The organism is Streptomyces sp. CB02058 (assembly GCF_001905505.1).
Classification (GTDB): domain Bacteria; phylum Actinomycetota; class Actinomycetes; order Streptomycetales; family Streptomycetaceae; genus Streptomyces.
The window spans coordinates 413,968-432,677 of record NZ_LIPG01000007.1; the positions used below are offsets into that span (position 1 = coordinate 413,968).

Annotated in this window: 12 protein-coding genes; 4 read left to right on the plus strand and 8 right to left on the minus strand. The window is 73.0% G+C overall.

What is annotated here, in order from left to right:
- Positions 1 to 2: 2 nt before the first annotated feature.
- Positions 3 to 428 (minus strand): effector-associated constant component EACC1, encoded by a 426-nt coding sequence (locus AMK10_RS37550; RefSeq protein WP_073752659.1) that lies wholly within the window; start codon positions 426 to 428, stop codon positions 3 to 5.
- A 399-nt stretch (positions 429 to 827) separates the two neighbouring features.
- Here AMK10_RS37550 and AMK10_RS32715 point away from each other — a divergent pair, with 399 nt between their 5' ends.
- A complete protein-coding gene (locus tag AMK10_RS32715; RefSeq protein WP_073752661.1) occupies positions 828 to 2,027 on the plus strand; it encodes a PP2C family protein-serine/threonine phosphatase in 1,200 nt (399 codons plus the stop codon).
- Positions 2,028 to 2,032: 5 nt separating this feature from the next.
- Here AMK10_RS32715 and AMK10_RS32720 read toward each other — a convergent pair whose 3' ends face one another.
- From AMK10_RS32720 to AMK10_RS32750, 7 genes are all read right to left on the minus strand, one after another.
- Positions 2,033 to 3,475, minus strand: coding sequence for an aldehyde dehydrogenase (locus AMK10_RS32720; RefSeq protein ID WP_073752663.1), 1,443 nt, complete (start codon positions 3,473 to 3,475; stop codon positions 2,033 to 2,035).
- A 219-nt stretch (positions 3,476 to 3,694) separates the two neighbouring features.
- Positions 3,695 to 4,447, minus strand: coding sequence for a dienelactone hydrolase family protein (locus AMK10_RS32725; protein ID WP_073752665.1), 753 nt, complete (start codon positions 4,445 to 4,447; stop codon positions 3,695 to 3,697).
- Between the two features lie 118 nt (positions 4,448 to 4,565).
- Positions 4,566 to 5,054 (minus strand): TetR/AcrR family transcriptional regulator, encoded by a 489-nt coding sequence (locus AMK10_RS32730; protein WP_073752954.1) that lies wholly within the window; start codon positions 5,052 to 5,054, stop codon positions 4,566 to 4,568.
- Positions 5,055 to 5,298: 244 nt separating this feature from the next.
- A complete protein-coding gene (locus AMK10_RS32735; protein WP_073752667.1) occupies positions 5,299 to 5,820 on the minus strand; it encodes a hypothetical protein in 522 nt (173 codons plus the stop codon).
- A 71-nt stretch (positions 5,821 to 5,891) separates the two neighbouring features.
- Positions 5,892 to 6,752: a hypothetical protein gene (locus AMK10_RS32740; RefSeq protein WP_073752668.1), complete on the minus strand. Its 861-nt coding sequence runs from the start codon at positions 6,750 to 6,752 to the stop codon at positions 5,892 to 5,894.
- The gene (locus AMK10_RS32745; RefSeq protein ID WP_073752669.1) at positions 6,749 to 7,363 is read right to left on the minus strand and encodes an ABC transporter ATP-binding protein; all 615 of its coding nucleotides are present in this window, start codon (positions 7,361 to 7,363) and stop codon (positions 6,749 to 6,751) included. The genes AMK10_RS32740 and AMK10_RS32745 overlap by 4 nt, the downstream gene beginning before the upstream one ends.
- A gap of 285 nt (positions 7,364 to 7,648) precedes the next feature.
- A complete protein-coding gene (locus AMK10_RS32750; protein WP_073752670.1) occupies positions 7,649 to 8,998 on the minus strand; it encodes a WS/DGAT domain-containing protein in 1,350 nt (449 codons plus the stop codon).
- 839 nt (positions 8,999 to 9,837) lie between these two features.
- Here AMK10_RS32750 and AMK10_RS32755 point away from each other — a divergent pair.
- From AMK10_RS32755 to AMK10_RS32765, 3 genes are read left to right on the plus strand one after another with little or no spacing between them, the layout of a single operon-like run.
- Positions 9,838 to 10,980, plus strand: a complete 1,143-nt coding sequence (locus tag AMK10_RS32755; RefSeq protein WP_079180964.1) for an SDR family oxidoreductase — start codon at positions 9,838 to 9,840, stop codon at positions 10,978 to 10,980.
- Between the two features lie 33 nt (positions 10,981 to 11,013).
- Complete coding sequence (locus AMK10_RS32760; RefSeq protein WP_073752671.1) at positions 11,014 to 12,597, plus strand: PfaD family polyunsaturated fatty acid/polyketide biosynthesis protein; 1,584 nt, start codon at positions 11,014 to 11,016, stop codon at positions 12,595 to 12,597.
- Between the two features lie 56 nt (positions 12,598 to 12,653).
- Complete coding sequence (locus tag AMK10_RS32765; protein ID WP_073752672.1) at positions 12,654 to 18,701, plus strand: type I polyketide synthase; 6,048 nt, start codon at positions 12,654 to 12,656, stop codon at positions 18,699 to 18,701.
- The last annotated feature ends 9 nt before the right edge of the window (positions 18,702 to 18,710 follow it).

An 18,710-nucleotide genomic window follows, 5' to 3' on the forward strand; every position in this document is an offset into this window, starting at 1 on the left:
CCTCAGCCCTCCGTTTCGGAGGCCTCGCCGAGAGCGGGGGCGGATCCGTCCGGGATCGCTCCTCTGCCCGTGTCCGGGTCCGGATGCAGCGCCGTGCGCAGCAAGGTCTCGACCGCGTCGAGGTTCTTCGCGTGCTGGACCGTCAGTTCCGTACGCGTCCCGTCGGGGGCGACCACTTTGACCCGCACGGTGCTGCGGCGCGGCTGGCGAAAGTAGACCGCGAGCGACCTGGCCAAAGCCGTCAGAGCGCCCCCGGCGCCAACCGCCACGATGAGTGTGTCGCTCCAGGCGCCCAGTTCGCCCGTGCCGGGCGCGCACGGCTGCACGAATACCCGCCCGCGCAATTCTGCTTCGCCGCTGAGCCAATCTCTGAGGTCCGCAAGGGAATCGGGTCCTCCGGAATCGTCCATCACCAGCAGTGACCGCATGTGGCAGACCGCCTCTCCACCGCACATATCTCATGGGCCCGCGGATGAGCGGTCCCCCCGTGTTCCGTTCCTTGCATCAGTGTGCCACTTCGAAGTCCTGGCGGAGGCGAAAGAAAGCGCCACGGCATCCGCGCTGGGATTCGCCCCCTTGATCGCATACGAGGGGTACTTGTACGGCTTCCGTTTCGCTCAGCCCACCGGCCCGTGTATCAGACGATCGACTGAGCCCACTCCGGAATGCCGCAGTGCCTGCACCCGCTCCGGACGGGAGCCCCTCCGGCGCCCGGACCCGCACCTGAGCGCCTGTGACGTGGCGGAGGTGGCGAGGGCTGCCGAGGAGCCGCGAGGTGAGGTCGGCGATTCCCGGGGAACAAGGGCGACAGACGATGGGAGGTTGCCATGGATGGCAGAGATCTGGAACTTGGCGAGCTTCTGGCCGCCGCGGAGTCCGCCCCGCCCGGGGCGTCCGTCGGCGTGGTGGCGCACGATCTGCGCAAGCGCTTCGGGGCGGAGAGTGTGTCGTTCCTGTTCGTCGACCTGTTGGGGGAGCGGCTGCTACGGCTGAGGGCGCCCGTCGAGGGTGACATGGCTGATGTTCCGGAGCGGATCGGCCTGCGGGGCAGCGTCTACGACTCGGTGCTCCGCAGCCAGCGCCAGCACGTGGGGCCGGACGGCCAGGGCGGACAGCGCGTGATCTCGCCGGTGAGCAACAGGGGCGACTGCATCGGTGTGCTGGAGGTGACGCTGCAGTACGCCGACGAGGCGGTGCTCGGGCAGATCAGCGAAGCGGCCCACGCACTGGCCTACATCATCGTGACGGACCGCCGCTTCACCGACCTGTACCACGCCGGCCGGCGCACCACCCGGACCAGCCTGGCCGCAGAGATCCAGCATCAGCTGCTTCCTTCGGCTTCCTGCTGCGAGGCTCCCCAGTTCACCCTCGCCGCAGGTCTTGTCCCGGCCGACGACATCGGCGGCGACACCTACGACTACACCCTGGATCAGGACACTCTGCACCTGTCCATCACCGATGCCATGGGCCATGACACCGAGTCCGCCCTGCTGGCCACACTGGTCACGGGCGCGCTGCGCGGCGCCCGCCGTGCCGGCTGCGACGCGCTGCACCAGGCCCATCGCGCCCAGGAGGCCCTGCTGAGCCACAGCCGTGGGCTGGCGACCGGGCAACTGCTGTGCGTCCAGCTCGAGACGGGCACCTGCGAACTCGTCAACGCGGGGCACCCCTGGCCGCTTCGCCTGCGGGAAGGTGCCACACGGGCCGAGGAGGTCAAGCTCGCCGTCAACCTGCCGTTCGGCGTCGCGGCGCCCACCTCCCACGAGCTCCAGACGCTTCAGCTGCACCCGGGCGACCGCCTCGTCCTGCTCACCGACGGGATGCAGGAACGAGGGGCTGCGGCTGTCGACCTGGCCGCTCTCGTGGGCGAGACCGGCTCCTCGCACCCCAGGGAGGCCGTCCGCACCCTGACGACCACGGTGCTGGACGCCTGCAAGGGCAATCTCAAGGACGACGCGACCGTCCTCATACTGGACTGGCACGGCAACGAGGAGACCGCTCGGCGAGGCGCGCTCGCGGCGCACTGAGCCGTTCAGACGGTGATGGTCTTGTACTCGATGTACTGCGAGAGGCCGGCAGCCCCGTACTCGCGACCGATGCCGCTGGCCTTGAACCCACCGAACGGACCGTCGAAGCCGACGGAGGCGCCGTTGACGGTCACGGTCCCGGTGCGGATCCGGCGCGCCACGGCCAGGGCGTGGGCCTCGTCGGAGGACCACACGCCGCCGGAGAGGCCGTACTCGGAGTCGTTGGCGATGCGTACGGCGTCGTCCTCGTCGTCGTACGCGATGACGACCAGGACGGGGCCGAAGATCTCCTCCTGCGCGATCCGCATCGAATTGTCGACGTCGGCGAACACGGTCGGGGTGACGTAGTTGCCCGCTTCCAGGCCCTCGGGGACCTGTGGGCCTCCGGTCACCAGGCGGGCCCCTTCCTCGATGCCCAGCGCGATGTAGTCGCGCACCCGCTGCTGCTGGTCCCGGCGGATCATCGGGCCGATGAAGGTGTCCGGCTCCTCGGGGTCACCCACCTTCAGGGACTCCACGAGCTCCTTCAGTGCGCCCACGATCTCGTCATGACGCGAGCGCGGGACGAGGATGCGGGTCTGGGCGATGCAGGACTCGCCGTTGTTGAGCAGCGAGCTGAACTTCAGCCCTTGAACCGCCTCGGCCACATCGGCGTCCGGAAGGACGAGCGCCGCCGACTTGCCGCCCAGCTCCAGGCTGACCCGCTTCAGCTGTTCACCCGCGATCGAGGCGATCCGGCGTCCCGCCCGCGTCGATCCGGTGAACGCGATCTTGTCGACTCCCGGGTGCGACACCAGGTATTCACTGGTCTCCCGGTCCGCCGGCAGAACGCTGATCACGCCCTCCGGCAGACCCGCCCGCTCCAGCAGTTCGGCCAGCAGCCCCATGCTCAGCGAGTTCTCCGGCGAGACCTTCAGCACCACGGAGTTTCCCGCCAGCAGGGCCGGGATGATCTTCGCCGTCGCCGATGAGAACGGTGAGTTCCAGGGAATCACCGCGGCCACCACGCCCACCGCCTCCCGGCGCACCACGCTGCGCACCGGCGAAGCCGGGTCGGAGGGCTCCACGGTCTCCTCCCACCCGAACTCCTCCGCCGCCTTCAGGTACGCGTTCGCCTGCCGCGTGAGGCCGGGCTGGCCGGCCAGCGTGAACCACTTCGCGGATCCGTTCTCCGCCGAGATCAGCGCGGCGATCCGCTCCGCGCCCGCTTCGCGCAGGGCGTTGAACTCACGCAGTACGGCGATCCGTTCAGCAGGCGCCGTCCCTTGCCACACCCCTGCGTCGAATGCCGCGCGCGCCGCTGCCACCGCCCGGTCCACATCGGCGGGCAGGGCCTGCGCCGCGCGGCCGATGACGGTCCCGTCGTGCGGGGAGCGGATCTCCAGCAGCTCTCCGTCGCTCGGGTCCGTCCAGGAACCGGCAATGAAGAGCCGGTCGTAGGTGATCATTCGCTCCCGCCTCCAAGGCATCGTTAAGTGTCCCATCAATGTAGCACTTCGCTAAGTTGGTGCCACACTCTCGCGCTGCGCGGAGTGCTGAGCGCGGCGTACACGACCTGTTCGTGCACTTCGGCCGGACCCCGTGACACTCGACGGTCGCGGGGTGTACGCGCGCTCCGCGCCGGACATGACCGCGTGGAACATGCCGTGGCGACCGATGAGCACTGGTCAGCGAGTGACCGAGCCCGGACCGACCGGATCCTCCGTCATGGGCATGCACTCGGAGAGCAGGTCGACGACGTCCTGCCAGGCTCGTTGTGCGTGCCGTGGGTGGTAGCCGACGCCTGGGACCACGGGGTGGTCGACCGGCGGGTGGTGGAAGGCGTGCAGGGCGCCGCCGTAGACCGCGAGGCGCCAGTCGACGCCCGCGGCCTGCATCTCGGCGGTGAACGCGTCCCGTTGTGCGGGCGACATGATCGGGTCCTCCGACCCGACACCGGCCCACACCGGGCAGCGGATACGCGCCGCCTCGCCGGGGCGGCCCGTGGTCAGCGCGTTGACCGTCCCGATCGCGCGCAGGTCGACGCCGTCGCGCCCGAGTTCCAGCCCGACGGCGCCCCCGGTGCCGTAGCCGACGGCGGCGATCCGGTCGGGATCGGTCCGCGGTTCGGCACGCAGCACGTCGAGTGCCGCGTGGCCGATGCCCCGCATCCGGTCGGGGTCGGCGAGGAGCGGCAGGCAACGGGCCAGCATCTCCTCGGGGTCACCCAGATAGCGCCCGCCGTGGAGGTCGAAGGCCAGCACCACGTATCCCAGCTCGGCGAGAGCTTCGGCCCGGCGGCGCTCGACGTCGCTGAGCCCCGTGCCCTCGGGCCCGAGCAGCACCGCGGGCCGGCGGTCCACACCGGCCGGGAGTGCGAGGTGCCCGATCATCGTCAGGCCGTCGGCCGGGTACTCGACCGTGCGCGTTGTCGTCGTCATGAACGGGACGTTAGTGATCGCCGAGCCCGTTCGGGCCGAAGTTAACTGCGGGCAGAACAGCGCGGGGTGCCCCTCCGACGCAGATCCCGGCCCCCAGGGCGGGTGGATCCGCCGTACGTCAGGTCCTTCCCAGCCCCCGCAACAGCGTGTCGACGACGAGGTCGGCCGCCCGGGCGGCCGACAGGTCCGGCAACTGACGCGACGCCAGATGCATGAGCTGGGGCAGCAGAGCGCCGGCCCACCCCGCCGGTGCGTCGGGGCGGAGCAGGCCCTCGTCGGTGGCGCGTCGGAGGAAGGCGTCGACTTCGCGGATCGAAGCGTCCCTCCGGGCGCGGATCTCGTCGTCGGCGAGCATGCGGGCCAGGTCCACGGGCCAGGTCCGGTTCACGCCGATGATGTTCTCGACGTACCGGTGCAGTGCCACGGCTACCGGGGCCTCACGCAGTCGCGCGTCCTCGATGGCCCGCTCGATGGCCTCCAGCCGGGCGGCGTAGACGGCCGCGAGGAGGTCCTCACGGGAGGCGAACCGACGGTAGACCGTGCGCCGGTCCACCCCGGCCTCGGCGGCGATGCTCGCGATGCTGGCGCCCGGATCGGCGGCCAGCATGCGCGCCCCGGTCGTCAGGACCGCTTCCACGTTGCGTACGGCGTCGGCTCTCACGCCCGGAGTTTACCGTCGCCGGAGGACCCTGCGACCGGATCTGCCTCACCAGGGGCGAGCATCACGCCCTGGACGCCACATCCAGGTGGCGGACGGCCGAGCCGCCGACGTCATCCCGGCACCGGGCGGCCCGCGCCCACACGTCGCCCCGTGGGCGCGGGCCGCTTTGACGCCTCGCCGCCCGGTCTCGCTACCAGCCGGCCTTCACCCCGGTGTAGGCGGTACGGCAGTCGGCGTTCGTGGCCTCCGCAGCCAGCTTCTCCATGGAGTTCCTCCAGACCTTCTTGGCCAGCTTCTCCAGCTCCCTCGTCGCGGCGGGCACGTTCGGGGCGTACTTCTTGATCGTGGCCATGGAGGACTTGGCGAACTTGTTGCACGCGGGCCCGGTCGCGCTCCGGTAGCGGGTGTCCAGGTCCGTCGCGACCGCCTGGCCGTTCCGGGTCGCCCAGGTGTTCCAGGCCGCGCACGCCGTCTCGGTGAGGACCGCCTGGTCGGCCTCGCTCAGCCCCAGGACCTCGGCCAGCATCGTGTTCTGGACCTTGTCGGGGACCGTGAAGTCGACCACGGGGAACTTGTCGAGGGTCTCGAGCAGCGCCTCCTGACAGGCCGGGGGCAGCGGGGCGGCCTGTGCGGGAGAGGGGACGGCCAGGGCGGAGGCAGACAGGAGGGCGACGGTGAGAACGCTGCGCCGGACGGTACGCGAAAGGGTCATGAGGGTGGTGCTCCTTGCACGAGGAACGTGTCGGTCCGGGCACCGCGTCAGCACCCGCGGCTACAGAACGATCAACGGCTTCCCTTGGTCACGGCCCTTGCGGGCAGGGCCGCTTGGGCGCTCTCGGCCGCGGCGGGGCCGGCAGGAGCCGGGACTCGGCGCTTCCGTTCCCGTGGCAGCGCGTCGCGGGTGCGACGGCGGAAGACCAGGAATCCGGCGGACGCGGCGCCGGTGAGCCAGAGGACCTGGATCGCGAGGCCCTCGCGCACCGAGGCGTCGGAGAAGGCCGCGGACATGCTCGCCTGCACGGCTCCGTACGTCGGCAGGAAGTGCACGACGGCGCTGTCCGATCCGGAGCTGGAGAGGGGGTTCTGCAGGGCGACGTCGAGGATGCTGATCATCAGGATGGCGAACATGCCCTCCACCTCACGACGGAGCACCGATCCGAGGACCACGCCGAACGCGCCGTAGGTGAGGGCGGCGCAGAACAGCGCGGTGGCGAGCATGAAGGGCTGCCGGGGGGCCCACGCGAAACCGGCGGCGGCCGTCGCGTACACGGCGACGGCGGCGCAGACCAACGTGAGCGCGGAGAGCTTGGCGAGGACGAGGTGATACCGCGGGTATCCCGCCATGGCCAGGCGGCGGTCGAACGCCCCGCCCGTGAAGGTTGCGGCGAACATCATGAACCCCGCGATCAGGGTGACCGCGTTGAGCGCACCGGTGATCTGGGTGAGGTGGTTCCCCGGAGGGGACAGGATCTCCCCCGTGGCCCGCAGCCGGAACGGCGCGCGTTCGTCGGGGATGGTCACATAGGCGAGCCCGATCCACACGGGGATGTACACGACCACCAGCAGCATCGCGAAGCGGTTGCGGGCATGCCCGATCAGCGCGTACCGGGACGCCGTGGTGAAGAGGGACCAGTGCCGCCTCATGCCGTCGCCCCCGCACGCCGTTCCTGAAGGGTGAGGCGCCCGCCGTCCAGCCGCCACAGCACGTCCAGCCGGTCGATGTCGTACGCGAGATGCGAGACGACGAGCACCGAGCGTCCGGCGTCGCGCAGACTCGTCGCCAGCTCCCAGAAACGGAGATACGTCTCCCAGTCGAACCCTTGGTAGGGCTCGTCCAGCAGCAGCACGTCCGGATCGTGCATGAGCGCCAGGGTCAGGTTCAGCTTCTGCCGTGAGCCCCCGCTGAGCTGGCCGGCGCGCCGGTCGAGGTACTCGGTGAAGGCCAGGGTCTCCATCACTTCTTCGGCCCGTCGCAGGTCCGGGAGCCCGAACGCGCTCCGGAAGAAGTCGAGATGCTGGCGGACGGTGAAGGAATCGTCCAGGACCACGGACTGCGGGCAGTAGCCGAACCTGCCGGCGTGGTGCACCGTTCCCCGGTCCGGTCTGAGTTCACCGGCGAGGGCCTTCAGCAGAGTCGTCTTGCCGGCGCCGTTCTCGCCGACGATCCCGGCGAGGGTGCCGGGGCGCAACCGGAGGTCGACGCCCCGGAGAACGGCGTGCTGCCGGTAGGAGTGGTGCACATCTCTGACGTCCATCGCGCTGCTCCGTCGTGCCAGGTCTTGCCGATGGCCGCGGAACCGCTCCGCGTCCTCCGGTCGGCGTCTTCCAGTCGGCGGGTTCGCCCGGCCTGCCGCTCGGCGGCTCGGCCGGTCCGCACAGGGTCAACGAGCGGGCCACGCAGGGGAAACGGCGACTCCGGACGGGCAGGCGCCGAGCACGCGGCACGCTCCTGACGCTGCCCGGCGGGGGGGCCGGCCTGCTGCGGCGGCCGGCGCTGCCCGGTCGTCGCCGTCACAGGGCCCGCCGAGCCGGGCACGAGCTCAGGCGGGCGCCGAGCTCTCCTCCAGTTCCCCCACGGCCTGCTCCCAGAGCTCCGGCAGCAGTTCCCCCGACGGAAGCGCGCGGTCGGCGACGAAGGACACCTCGGCCCAGTCGCCGAAGAACGACAGCCCCACCCCGAAGAGGTGCCCGGGTACGAGCAGGGGCAGCAGGGCGGTGCCCGTCACCTGCGTCTCCCCCAGGCTCCCCTTGTCGGCGAGCGGCATGGAGGTGGCCATGACGTTGGTGACGCGCGGGGAGAGCATCCTTCGCATGTACCAGTCGGTGGGGCGTCCCGGCATGAAGCGGACCAGGTCCTGAATGGCCTGCCGCCACGCCTCGCCGCGCAGCTTCCGGGTCGCCTTCATGACCTCGTCCAGTCGCCGCAGGGACGCCGCGCCGTCCTGGGACCCGTCCGGGCGCCGCGAGGCGATCCGCACGGGCAGCTCCAGCGGCAGGGCGAAGCATCGGTTCCCCCAGGTCTGGTCCTCGTCGGTACGGCGCGCGTCGACGGGCAGCACGGCGGTCACCCGTGGGAGCGGTACGCCGGAGCGGTCCGACCAGACCGACAACGCCCCCGCGAGCGCGGCGAGATGTACGTCGTGGGCCGAGCCGCCGCGCGGCGCACCGATCCGGCGGAGGGTGTCCACCGCTACGCGCCCCCGCCAGAGCCGTTGCTCCCCCGAGGGGACGAACGCGGCGCCGGGACGGTACCGGCGGAACGCCAGCGATCCGGCGACGAATCTCGTGGCCAGCCCGACGGCCGCGCCCACGCGCCGCGGCACCCCGGGCCCATGACCCCCGCCCGGCACCGGGCGGGCCGAGGGCTCGCCCCCGCCCAGCATCGTGCGGAAGGTCATGGCGGCGGCAGAACCGTCCTGGCAGGCGTGACGGAAGCGGTAGCACACGGCGTACGCGTCGGGTGCGTGGCCGTGAACCAGCCAGACACCCCAGAACGCGCCAAGCGCGAACGGGGCGTTGAGCGCGGTGTGCAGGGCGGCGTCCCACCCGTCGGGGCCGTCGGCGACCACCTCGTGCACATGCCGGTCCACGGCGAAGTCCGCGTCCGGCTGCCACCGGAGCCGCCGTCCGCCCTCGACCCGGCTGGTGAGCAGGGGCAGTTCGCCCAGCCGGAAGCCCACGTACGCGCGGAGGTCCGCCAGGGCCGGGGCCGGACCGCTGAGGTACGCGACGCCGCCGGCGTCCCAACGGACGTCGGGCCGACGGCGTTCCAGGTTGAGGAAGGCGCGGTCGACGGAGTGGGTCGGGTGGCGGGGAGAGGGAACGGACCGACCGGGCCGGACGGACGTGTCCGACGGAAGGGACGGGGCGGACTGATCGGATACGGGCATGGGGCAGGGCTCCTGATTCGTGCCAACAGCGAGCGGGCCGACGGGAAGAGGGACGGGCGGATCGACGGACGAGGCCGTGCCCGGCCGTGCTCGACGCCGTCGAGGACGGATCGCTGCCGGAGCCACCGGCAGGCCGAGCACCGCACCGGACGGCCCGGCCGCCCCCGTCCGGCCGTCCAGGATGACCACCGGCCACGGCGGAGCTGTCCGGCACCGGAAGGCCGCTCCCGTCCCCCGGTGGCCCCGTTGCCACCCGTCGCGGTCGACCGCCGTACGCGCCGGCGGGCTCACGGGCGTCCCGTACGCCGTGCGGTGACTGGCGTGCCGCCGCCCGCTGCCCGCCGCCGAGCGCGCCGGCGCGCTCGGCGGGGCGGTCCCTGAACGCCGTCCGCAAGATCCCTCGAAGGAGGGACGGGGCTCCGCGCGCCTCCGCTCCGCCGCGTCACCCCCGTGCGCCCGGCTCCCCGGTGCGCGGCGGGAATCCTCCCGTTCCCGCAGGTCGGCACCGCCACGGCCCGCCGTACTTCGTTCGGGTGAGCGGATCGAATCGGAGGTCCCGCCCTGCTCACGGTCTGACATCGTGTGCCGTGCGCCGGAGATCACCGGGCCCTGGAGGGTCCGAGAAGCCCTCGGCGAAGCTGGGGGCGTCGGGGGGCCGACGGGCACGCGTCGCATCGGCACAGCCGGGCGGGTCGAGCCGCCCGCACCACGACCGCCGGGGGGTGACACTCCGCGCCGTGGGACGGCCGGCGGCGCCCCGTGCCGCGGCTCCCGGTGGCCGCGGCACGACGTCCCTCCGCACCCGGTCGCGGATCCATCCCTTTCGAAGCCTTGGAGTCATGGTCGTGCATGTCGCCCTCACCGGCGCCACCGGATTTCTCGGACTGCGCCTGTTGCGTCGCCTGCTCGACACGAACCGGTCGCTCACCGTCCTGGCCCACGCTGGGTCGGGAGACGCTCTGCGCCGCATCATCCGGTTCTTCGAACTGACAGGTGCCACGGAGGCGTTCGTCGCCGCGCTCCCCGGCCGTCTGCGGGTGGTGGAGACCGACCTCGCACAGCCCCGGCTGGGACTGCCCGCGCGGGCGTTCCGGGAGCTCGCCGACGGCCTCGGCACGATCTGGCACAGTGCGGGCAGCATCAACCTGGAGGGGGACCTCCCCGAGCTGCGCCGGACCAATGTCGAAGGGACCCGGCACCTGCTGGAGCTGGCCGGAGCCGGCCGCGGCCGGCCCGTGCTGCACCATGTGAGCACCGCCTTCGTGGCCGGAGCACGGCGCGAAGGAGTAGCGTACGAGGACGAGCTGGACGATGCCTCGGGTTTCGAGAACGCCTACGAACGCTCCAAGTACGAGGCGGAGCTGCTCGTCCACGCGTGGTCCAGGGAGCACGGCCGCCCGGCCCTGGTCATGCGGCCGAGCATCCTGGTCTCCGACCTGCCGCCGCACCCCGAACTGCCCGCGCATCCGCTGCTGGTCGTCGAGCGGATCCTGCGTGACGCGCGAGGTGCCGCGGGCCTCCGGGACCCCGACCGGCCCCGCGTCCGCATGGTGGGGCATCCGCACGGCCACCTGAACCTGTTGCAGGTGGACCACGCGGCCGAGGTCATGGTGCGGCTGGCCGGCCGAAGGCCCTCGGGCGGGGTCGACACGTACCACGTCGTCCATGACCGCGACGTGCCCGTGCCCACCGTCGTGACCTTGCTCGAACAGCTCGGCCCGCTCTCGGTCGAACTGGTCCCCGTCAAGCCGGAGGCCCCGTCGGCGCTGGAGGCGCTGCTGGACTTCTATCCGGGCATGACGGCCTACCTCGCCCACCGGCGGCGCTTCGACGACACCCGGGTCAGGTCACTGCTGGGGCCCTCGGGCGCGTCCGCCCCCGTGGGCCTCGACTACCTCTGGTCCGGTCTGGCCCCGCCCGGCCGGACACGCACCGGCTCGCCCGACGCGCACGCCGCCCTCTCGTCCTCCCGTCACGCCTGACCAGCAGACGTCCTCTCCCGTTGGAGCCTCTCCGTGTCCGTCCTCGCAGATCCCGGTTCCCCGGCCGCGTCCCCGCCGGTCTTCTCGCCCGAAGGGATCGCGGCCCGCGCCCGGCGGATCCGGGAACCCGTCCATGTGGTGAGCGGACCGGACGGCCGCGAGCTGGGGCTCGCGACCGGTCCCGTACCGGGCGGAACGGTGCTCGGGACGCTGCCGCCGCTGTATCCGGAGTGGCTCGGCGGCCGCACCTTCTGCGAGGGGCACGGCGTCCGCTTCCCCTATGTCGCGGGTGAGATGGCGAACGGCATCTCGACCACGGGGATGGTGACGGCGATGGCCCGGGCGGACATGCTCGGCTTCTTCGGCGCGGGAGGCCTGGCGTACCCCGACGTGGAGCGTGCCGTGCACACGCTGGTGCAGGAGCTGGGACCGCGCCCGAACTGGGGCGTGAACCTCATCCACTCCCCGACCGAACCGGAGCTGGAGTGGCGCGTCGCCGAGCTGCTGCTGCGCCACGGTGTCCCCCGGATCTCCGCTTCGGCGTTCATGGAGCTGACCCCGGCCGTCGTGCTGTGCGCGGCCCGGGGGCTGCGCCGGGGCGTGGACGGCGGCGTAGTCCGGGCCACGACGCTGCTCGCGAAGGTCTCCCGCCCCGAGGTGGCCGAGAAGTTCCTCTCCCCCGCCCCCGCCGCACTCCTGAGCTCCCTCGTCGCCCGGGGCGAACTGAGCCGGGATGAGGCGGAGCTGGCGGCACGGGTGCCGGTGGCCGAGGACATCACCGTGGAGGCGGACAGCGGCGGGCACACCGACAACCGGCCGCTGTCGGTCCTGTTGCCGAGGATCGCCCTGCTGCGCGACACCCTGTGCAGGCGGTTCGGCTACCGCCGGCCGGTCCGCATCGGGGCGGCCGGCGGTCTCGGCACACCGGATGCGGTGGCCGCCGCGTTCGCTCTCGGCGCGTCGTACGTGGTCGTCGGGTCGGTGAACCAGACGGCCGTCGAGGCCGGTCTGTCCGGTGAGGCCAAGTCGATGCTCTGCGACGCGGACATCGCGGATGTCGCCATGGCGCCGGCGGCCGACATGTTCGAGCTCGGGGTGAAGCTGCAGGTCCTCTCCCGGGGAACGATGTTCTCCCAGCGGGCCGGGCGGCTCCACTCGGCGTACCGGGCGCACGGCTCGCTCGAGGAGATCCCGTCCGCGCTGCGCGTCCCGATCGAACGTGATGTGCTGCGCGCCCCGTTCGACGAGATCTGGGAGCGGACGCGCGCCTTCTGGGAGCAGCGCGATCCCGCGGAGATCACCCGCGCGGAGGCCGACCCGAAGCACCGCATGGCACTGGTCTTCCGCTGGTACCTGGGTAGTTCGAGCCGGTGGGCGATCACCGGCGACGGGTCACGGCGCGTCGACTACCAGATCTGGTGCGGGCCGGCGATGGGCGCGTTCAACCGGTGGGTCGAGGGCACCGTGCTGGCCGAACCGGCGAACCGGTCGGTGGTGCAGATCGCGCTCAACCTGCTCGAAGGGGCCGCCGTGCTGACCCGGGCCCACCAACTGCGCACCTACGGGGTCCCGTTGACTCCGGAGGCTTTCACGTACACACCGTGCGAGCTGGCGTGAGCGCGTCCGGCGCCCCGGAGGCGCCCACCACGCCGGCCCCACTCGGAGGAGAGACCGTGCACGAGTCCCCGTCCCACCGGATTCCCGTCGCCGTGGTCGGCGTGGGCGCAGTGGTGCCCGGCGCGACGGACGCGGCCGGCTACTGGCGGATCGTGACCGGCGGCCGGGACCTGATGACCGAGGTGCCCCCGTCCCGCTGGCGGGTGGAGGACCACTACGACCCGGACCCGGCCGCCCCCGACAAGACGTACGCCCGTCGGGGCGCCTTCCTGCCGGAGGTGGACTTCGAGCCGATGGCCTACGGGGTGCCGCCCGCCAATCTGCCGGCGACGGACACCTCCCAGCTGCTCGCCCTGATGGTCGCCGACCAGGTGCTGGCAGATGCCGGAGGAACGGCCGGACTGGACCGGGAGCGGACCGGCGTCGTCCTGGGCGCCGCCGCCCTGGAACTCCTGCCGCACATGTACGGGCGCACCCAGCGCCCGCTGTGGCTCGCGGGCCTGCGGGAGAGCGGTCTCGGGGAGGCGGAGGCGGAGGCCGTGTGCGACCGCATCTCGGCCCGTTTCGAGCCGTGGCGGGAGTCCACCTTCCCCGGGCTGCTCGGGAACGTCGTCGCGGGCCGGATCGCCAACCGGTTCGATCTGCACGGCGTCAACCACACCACCGACGCCGCCTGTGCCAGTTCACTGGCCGCCCTGTCCACGGCCGTCGGTGAGCTTGCCCTCGGCCGGGCCGACCTGGTGATCAGCGGGGGCGTGGACACCGGGAACGACATCGGCATGTTCCTGTGCTTCTCCAAGACCCCCGCGCTGTCGCCCAGCGGTGACTGCCGGCCGTTCTCGGCCTCGGCCGACGGCACCATGCTCGGCGAAGCGGTCGTGATGTACGCGCTGAAGCGGCTGTCCGACGCGGAGCGCGACGGCGACCGGATCCACGCGGTGATCCGGGGCATCGGCACCTCGTCCGACGGCAGGAGCACGGCGATCTACGCCCCACTGCCGGACGGCCAGGCGCGCGCCCTGCGACGCGCCTACGAGGAGGCGGGTTACGGGCCGGAGACGGTGGAGCTGGTCGAGGCGCACGGCACGGGCACGAAGGCCGGGGACACCGCCGAACTGGCCGCTCTCGGCGAGGTGTTCGGAGCCTCGGGCCGTCCGGACGGGCAGTGGTGCGCGATCGGCTCGGTCAAGTCGCAGATCGGCCACACCAAGTGCGCGGCGGGCGCGGCCGGGCTGCTCAAGGCGGTGATGGCCCTGCACCACAAGGTGCTGCCGCCGACCGTCAAGGTCGACCAGCCGAATCCGGCGGCCGCCGCTCCCGACGGCCCGTTCTACGTCAACACGGAGACCCGCCCGTGGGTACGGCCCGCCGGGCATCCGCGCCGGGCCTCGGTGTCGAGCTTCGGCTTCGGCGGCAGCAACTTCCACGTCACGCTGGAGGAGTACGTGCCCTCGGCGCAGGGCCGGGCGGCCCTGCGCCACCGCTCGGCGCCGAGCGAACTCGTCCTGTTCAGCGGCGCCTCCGTGTCGGACCTGGTGCCGCCACGGACGGACGACGGCCGTCCGCTGGCCGCACTGGCCCGGGAGAGCCACGCCTCCTTCTCCTCCGCCGACCGGGTGCGGCTTGCCGTCATCGCCACCGACGGTGAGGACCTGCGGAAGAAGTACGCCCAGGCGGTCGCGTCGATCCGGCAGCGACCCGGCACGGCGTTCTCCACACCCACCGGCGTCCGGTACGCGTCCGGGGAGCCCGCTCCGGGCCGTATCGGTTTCCTGTTCCCGGGTCAGGGGTCCCAGTACGTCGGGATGGGGGCCGACCTCGCCATGCTGGCGCCGGCCGCCCAGGCCGCGTGGGACCGGCTCGGCGGCACCCGCTTCGACGGACGGCCGCTGCACCGGGTGGTGTTCCCGCCGCCTGCCTTCACCGATGAGGAACGCGCGGACCGGCGGGCCCTCCTGGACGCCACCGAGTGGGCGCAGCCCGCCCTCGCCGTGCACGCGCTCGCCCTGCTGGAGGTGGTGCGGGAGCTGGGGCTGCGACCGGACTGCGTGGCGGGCCACAGCTTCGGTGAGCTGGTGGCTCTGCACTGCGCGGGTGTGCTTGAGGCGGAGGCGCTGGTGGGTCTGGCCCGCCTCCGCGGCGAGCTGATGCGGGACGCGGCGGTGCGGCCGGGCGCGATGCTGGCCGTGACGGCGGACCGCGCGCACGTGGCGGAGGTGCTGGCCGCCGGAGGATTCGGCGAGATCTGGACCGCCAATCACAACTCCCCTCGCCAGGTGGTGCTTTCGGGGTCCCGGGAGGCTGTCCTGCGCGCCGAGGAGGCGTTCGCGGCCGAGGTCGCGGGCACCCGCCGGCTGGCGACGTCGACCGCCTTCCACTGCCCGCTGGTCGCCTCGGCCGCGGAGCCGCTCGCCACCCACCTGCGCACGGTGCCGCTCGCGGAGCCCGGGATCGAGGTCTACGGCAACGCCGACGCGGAACCGTATCCGTCGCACCCCGACGAGGTGCGCCGCCGGATCGCCGGTCATCTCGCCTCACCGGTCCTCTTCCAGGACCAGATCGAGGCGATGTACGCGGCGGGGGTCCGGACGTTCGTCGAAGTCGGTGCGGGCGCCACGCTGACCGGGCTGGTCGGACAGATTCTCGGCGAACGCGAGCACGCGGCCGTTGCCCTGGACCGTCCGGGCCGGTCCGGGGTCAGCACCCTGCACACCGCGCTCGGCGAACTCGCCGTGCGCGGCGTCCCCCTCGATCTCGACAGCCTCTGGGCGCCGTACGGCACGCCCGGAGCCTCAGCGAAGGAACGCGAGCCCCGAATGACCGTGAAGATCAGCGGAGCCAACTACGGTCAGCTCCACCCGCCCCGCGCCGCATCCGGCGCACCGTCGCCCGCACCGGAGCGCGGGCCGTCACCCGCACCGGAGGGCCGGCCGCGCACCGCCCCCGTGCACCCGTCCGCATCCGGCACGCCTGCGGTCCCCCCGCCCTCGCCGGAGCCCGCGCACCATCCGGTGAGCGCTCACGCCGTCGTCCCGTCCCCGGGGCCCGTGGACGAGGCCCCTTACGCAGCGGCGGGCGTCGGCGCCGACTGGTACGCGGCGGTCGAGAGCGTCCAGAGGCACACCGCGGAGGCCCACGCGGCCTGCCAGCGCATGCTGACGGACAGCCATGTGGCCTTTCTGCGGATGACCGAGACGACTCTGGCCGCGATGCTCGGAGTGCCCCACACGGGAGAGGTGCTCGACGCGGCGGCTCCCCCCGTTCCCCTGCCGCTGCCCCGGCCTTCGTCACCGGGGCTCGCGCCGGCGTCCATGGCACCGGCTCCGGTCACGACCGGTGTCACGGCGGCCGTGCCCGCCCCGGCCGCCGCTCCGGCAGGCCCCGCGAACGGCGGTGCGGGAGCGGCACCTTCGCCCGCTACAGCTTCGGCCCCGGCTCCGGCTCCCGCCGATGAGGTCGCGCCTCTCTCACCGTCGGAGCTTAAGGAGTTGCTGCTCTCCGTGGTGGCCCGGCTCACCGGCTACCCCGGCGACATGCTCGACATGGACATGGAGCTGGAGGCGGACCTGGGGGTCGACTCCATCAAGCGCGTCGAGATCCTGTCGGCCGTACGGCGTCAGGTGGGCGACCTGGGGGCGGGAGACGTCGGCCGCCTCGGCAAGCTCCGCACACTGCGCGAGATCGTCGACGCGCTCACCGCCGGCACCCGTCCCTCCGGGGACCCGGCGCCGGATCCCCGGGACGCGGTCGGCCCCGTACCGGAGCCCCGCAGCGCTTCCGGGCCCTCCGGCACCCCGGAGGACACCGGGCTCACCGCCACGCGCACCGGGGTCGGTGGGACGGCGGTGCTGACGAGGCTGGTACCGCGCGTGGTGGAGTCGCCGGCCTCCGGCCTGGCCACGGCCGGGCTGCTGGACGGCCCGGTCGTGGTGACCGGCGAGGGCACGGACGGATGCGGGCTGACCGGTCTCGTCGCCCGGAAGCTGACGGAGCGCGGCGTGGACGCCGCCGCGTCGGCGGAGGTGCCCGCAGCCGCACGCGGTGTCGTCCATCTCGGCGGGCTGACGGCGGGCGACGGACCGCAGGAGGCGACGGAGGTCCACCGGTCGGCGTTCCGAGCGGCGCGTACGGTCGCGGCGCGAGCCGCCGCAGGGGGTGCGCTGTTCGTGACCGTGCAGGACACCGGGGGCGACTTCGGGCTCGGTGGCCGTGCGCCCGGCCGCGCGTGGCTGGGTGGTGTCGCGGGGCTGGCCAGGACCGCGGCCAGGGAGTGGCCCGACGCCTCGGTCAGGGTCATCGACTGCGAGCGGGACGGCCGGGACGCCGAGGAGCTCGCCGAGGCGATCGTGCGGGAACTGCTCGAAGGCGGAGCCGACATGGAGGTCGGACTCCGCGCGGACGGCACCCGCACCCTCCTGCGGGCGGTGCACGTCCCGGTGACGCCGGGCGGGACGCGGCGGATCACCTCCTCGTCCGTGATCGTGGCCACCGGCGGCGCCCGTGGGGTGACCGCCGCCGCCCTGCTGGACCTGGCCAGGACCCACGGCCCCCGGATCGTCCTGGTGGGCAGGACCGACCCCGCCCCCGAACCCGCCGGGCTGGCCTCGGCGTCCGACGAGCCGGCGCTCACCCGGCTGCTCGCTGAGCGCTCCGGCAGGGACGCGGCGGTCTCCTCGCCCGCCCTCATCGCCGCGCGGGCCAGGGAGATCCTGGCCGCACGGGAGGTACGCGCGACACTGGCGGCGCTGGAGTCGGCGGGGTCCGCCGTCCGGTACGTCCAGGTCGACACCCGGGACGCCGACGCCCTGGCCGCCGCCCTCCGCGACGTACGCGACACATGGGGGCCGGTCACCGGCATCGTGCACGGTGCGGGGGTACTGGCCGACAAGCTGATCGCCGACAAGAGCGACGAGCAGGCCGAGCTGGTGATGTCCACCAAGGTGGACGGTCTGCGGGCGCTGCTGGCCGCGACGGCGAACGATCCGCTGGACACGATCTGTCTGTTCTCCTCGGTGGCCGCCGTGTTCGGCAACACCGGGCAGAGCGACTACGCCATGGCCAACGAAGTCCTCCATCAGGTCGCGTCGGCCGAACAGGCCCGCCGCCCCGGCTGCCTGGTGCGGTGCATCGCCTGGGGACCCTGGCAGGGCGGCATGGTCACGCCTGCCCTGGCCACGCACTTCGGCCGGTCCGGGGTCCCGCTCATCCCCCTCGAACAGGGCGCGGCCGCCTTCACGGCCGAGCTGGACGGCACCGCCGGTGAGGCCCGGGTCGTCCTGGCGGCCGGGGACGGCCCGGCGGCCCTCTCCCCGGCCGGCAGTCCGCCCCGGGCACAGGTGCTGGTCCGCTCGGACAGCCTTCCGCAGCTGGCCGACCACACTCCCGCCGAGGCCCCGGTGCTGCCCGTGGCCCTGGTCCTGGACTGGTTCGCGGGCGCCGCCACAGCGTGGCTGCCGGCCCACGGGCCGCTCGTCCTGCGCGATCTGCGGGTGTACAGGACGTGCGCCCTGCCCGACCTGGCAGGTGCGGGCCACCGGATCACCCTGTCCGGCAGCCGGGGCGCACCCGGTGCGCCGTCCGCTCTGGAGGCGGAGCTTCGGGGAGAGGACGGCCTGGCGCACTTCCGCGCCGTGCTGGACACCTGGAGCGGGGAGCCGGACCCGGCGTGGGACACGCCGGCCGGCCTGAGTCCGCTCGGCCGGGCCGATGTGTACGACGGGAAGGTCCTCTTCCACGGTCCGCGGTTCCACGCCCTGCACACGGTGCACGGCGTCGGTGAGCAGGGTGCCGAGGCGACCGTCGCGGGCGTGCGCGCCCTGGACTGGCCGGGCGCCCGCTGGACGGTCGACCCGGCCGCCGTGGACGGCGCGCTCCAGCTCGCCCTGCTCTGGGGCGAGGCCGTCCTCGGTGCGGCGACGCTGCCGATGGCCGTCGCCGAGTGCAGGGTGCACCGGCGCGGCACGCCCGACGGCACCGTGCGGTGTGTCGTAAAGGGACGCAAGGCGCACGACACGGGGGCGCGTTGCGACGCGGCACTGATCGACGCCGACGGGTCCGTACGGCTCGAGCTGATCGGTGTCGAGCTCGTCCGCCGCCCCTCCTGACCTCGTCCC

Excerpts from the sequence above, each read along its gene's own strand:
- AMK10_RS32715 (WP_073752661.1), top strand. The coding sequence starts at position 828 with ATGGATGGCAGAGATCTGGAACTTGGCGAGCTTCTGGCCGCCGCGGAG.
- AMK10_RS32740 (WP_073752668.1), bottom strand. The coding sequence starts at position 6,752 with ATGAGGCGGCACTGGTCCCTCTTCACCACGGCGTCCCGGTACGCGCTG.
- AMK10_RS32735 (WP_073752667.1), bottom strand. The coding sequence starts at position 5,820 with ATGACCCTTTCGCGTACCGTCCGGCGCAGCGTTCTCACCGTCGCCCTC.
- AMK10_RS32725 (WP_073752665.1), bottom strand. The coding sequence starts at position 4,447 with ATGACGACGACAACGCGCACGGTCGAGTACCCGGCCGACGGCCTGACG.
- AMK10_RS32755 (WP_079180964.1), top strand. The coding sequence starts at position 9,838 with ATGGTCGTGCATGTCGCCCTCACCGGCGCCACCGGATTTCTCGGACTG.
- AMK10_RS37550 (WP_073752659.1), bottom strand. The coding sequence starts at position 428 with ATGCGGTCACTGCTGGTGATGGACGATTCCGGAGGACCCGATTCCCTT.
- AMK10_RS32750 (WP_073752670.1), bottom strand. The coding sequence starts at position 8,998 with ATGCCCGTATCCGATCAGTCCGCCCCGTCCCTTCCGTCGGACACGTCC.
- AMK10_RS32745 (WP_073752669.1), bottom strand. The coding sequence starts at position 7,363 with ATGGACGTCAGAGATGTGCACCACTCCTACCGGCAGCACGCCGTTCTC.
- AMK10_RS32730 (WP_073752954.1), bottom strand. The coding sequence starts at position 5,054 with ATGCTGGCCGCCGATCCGGGCGCCAGCATCGCGAGCATCGCCGCCGAG.
- AMK10_RS32720 (WP_073752663.1), bottom strand. The coding sequence starts at position 3,475 with ATGATCACCTACGACCGGCTCTTCATTGCCGGTTCCTGGACGGACCCG.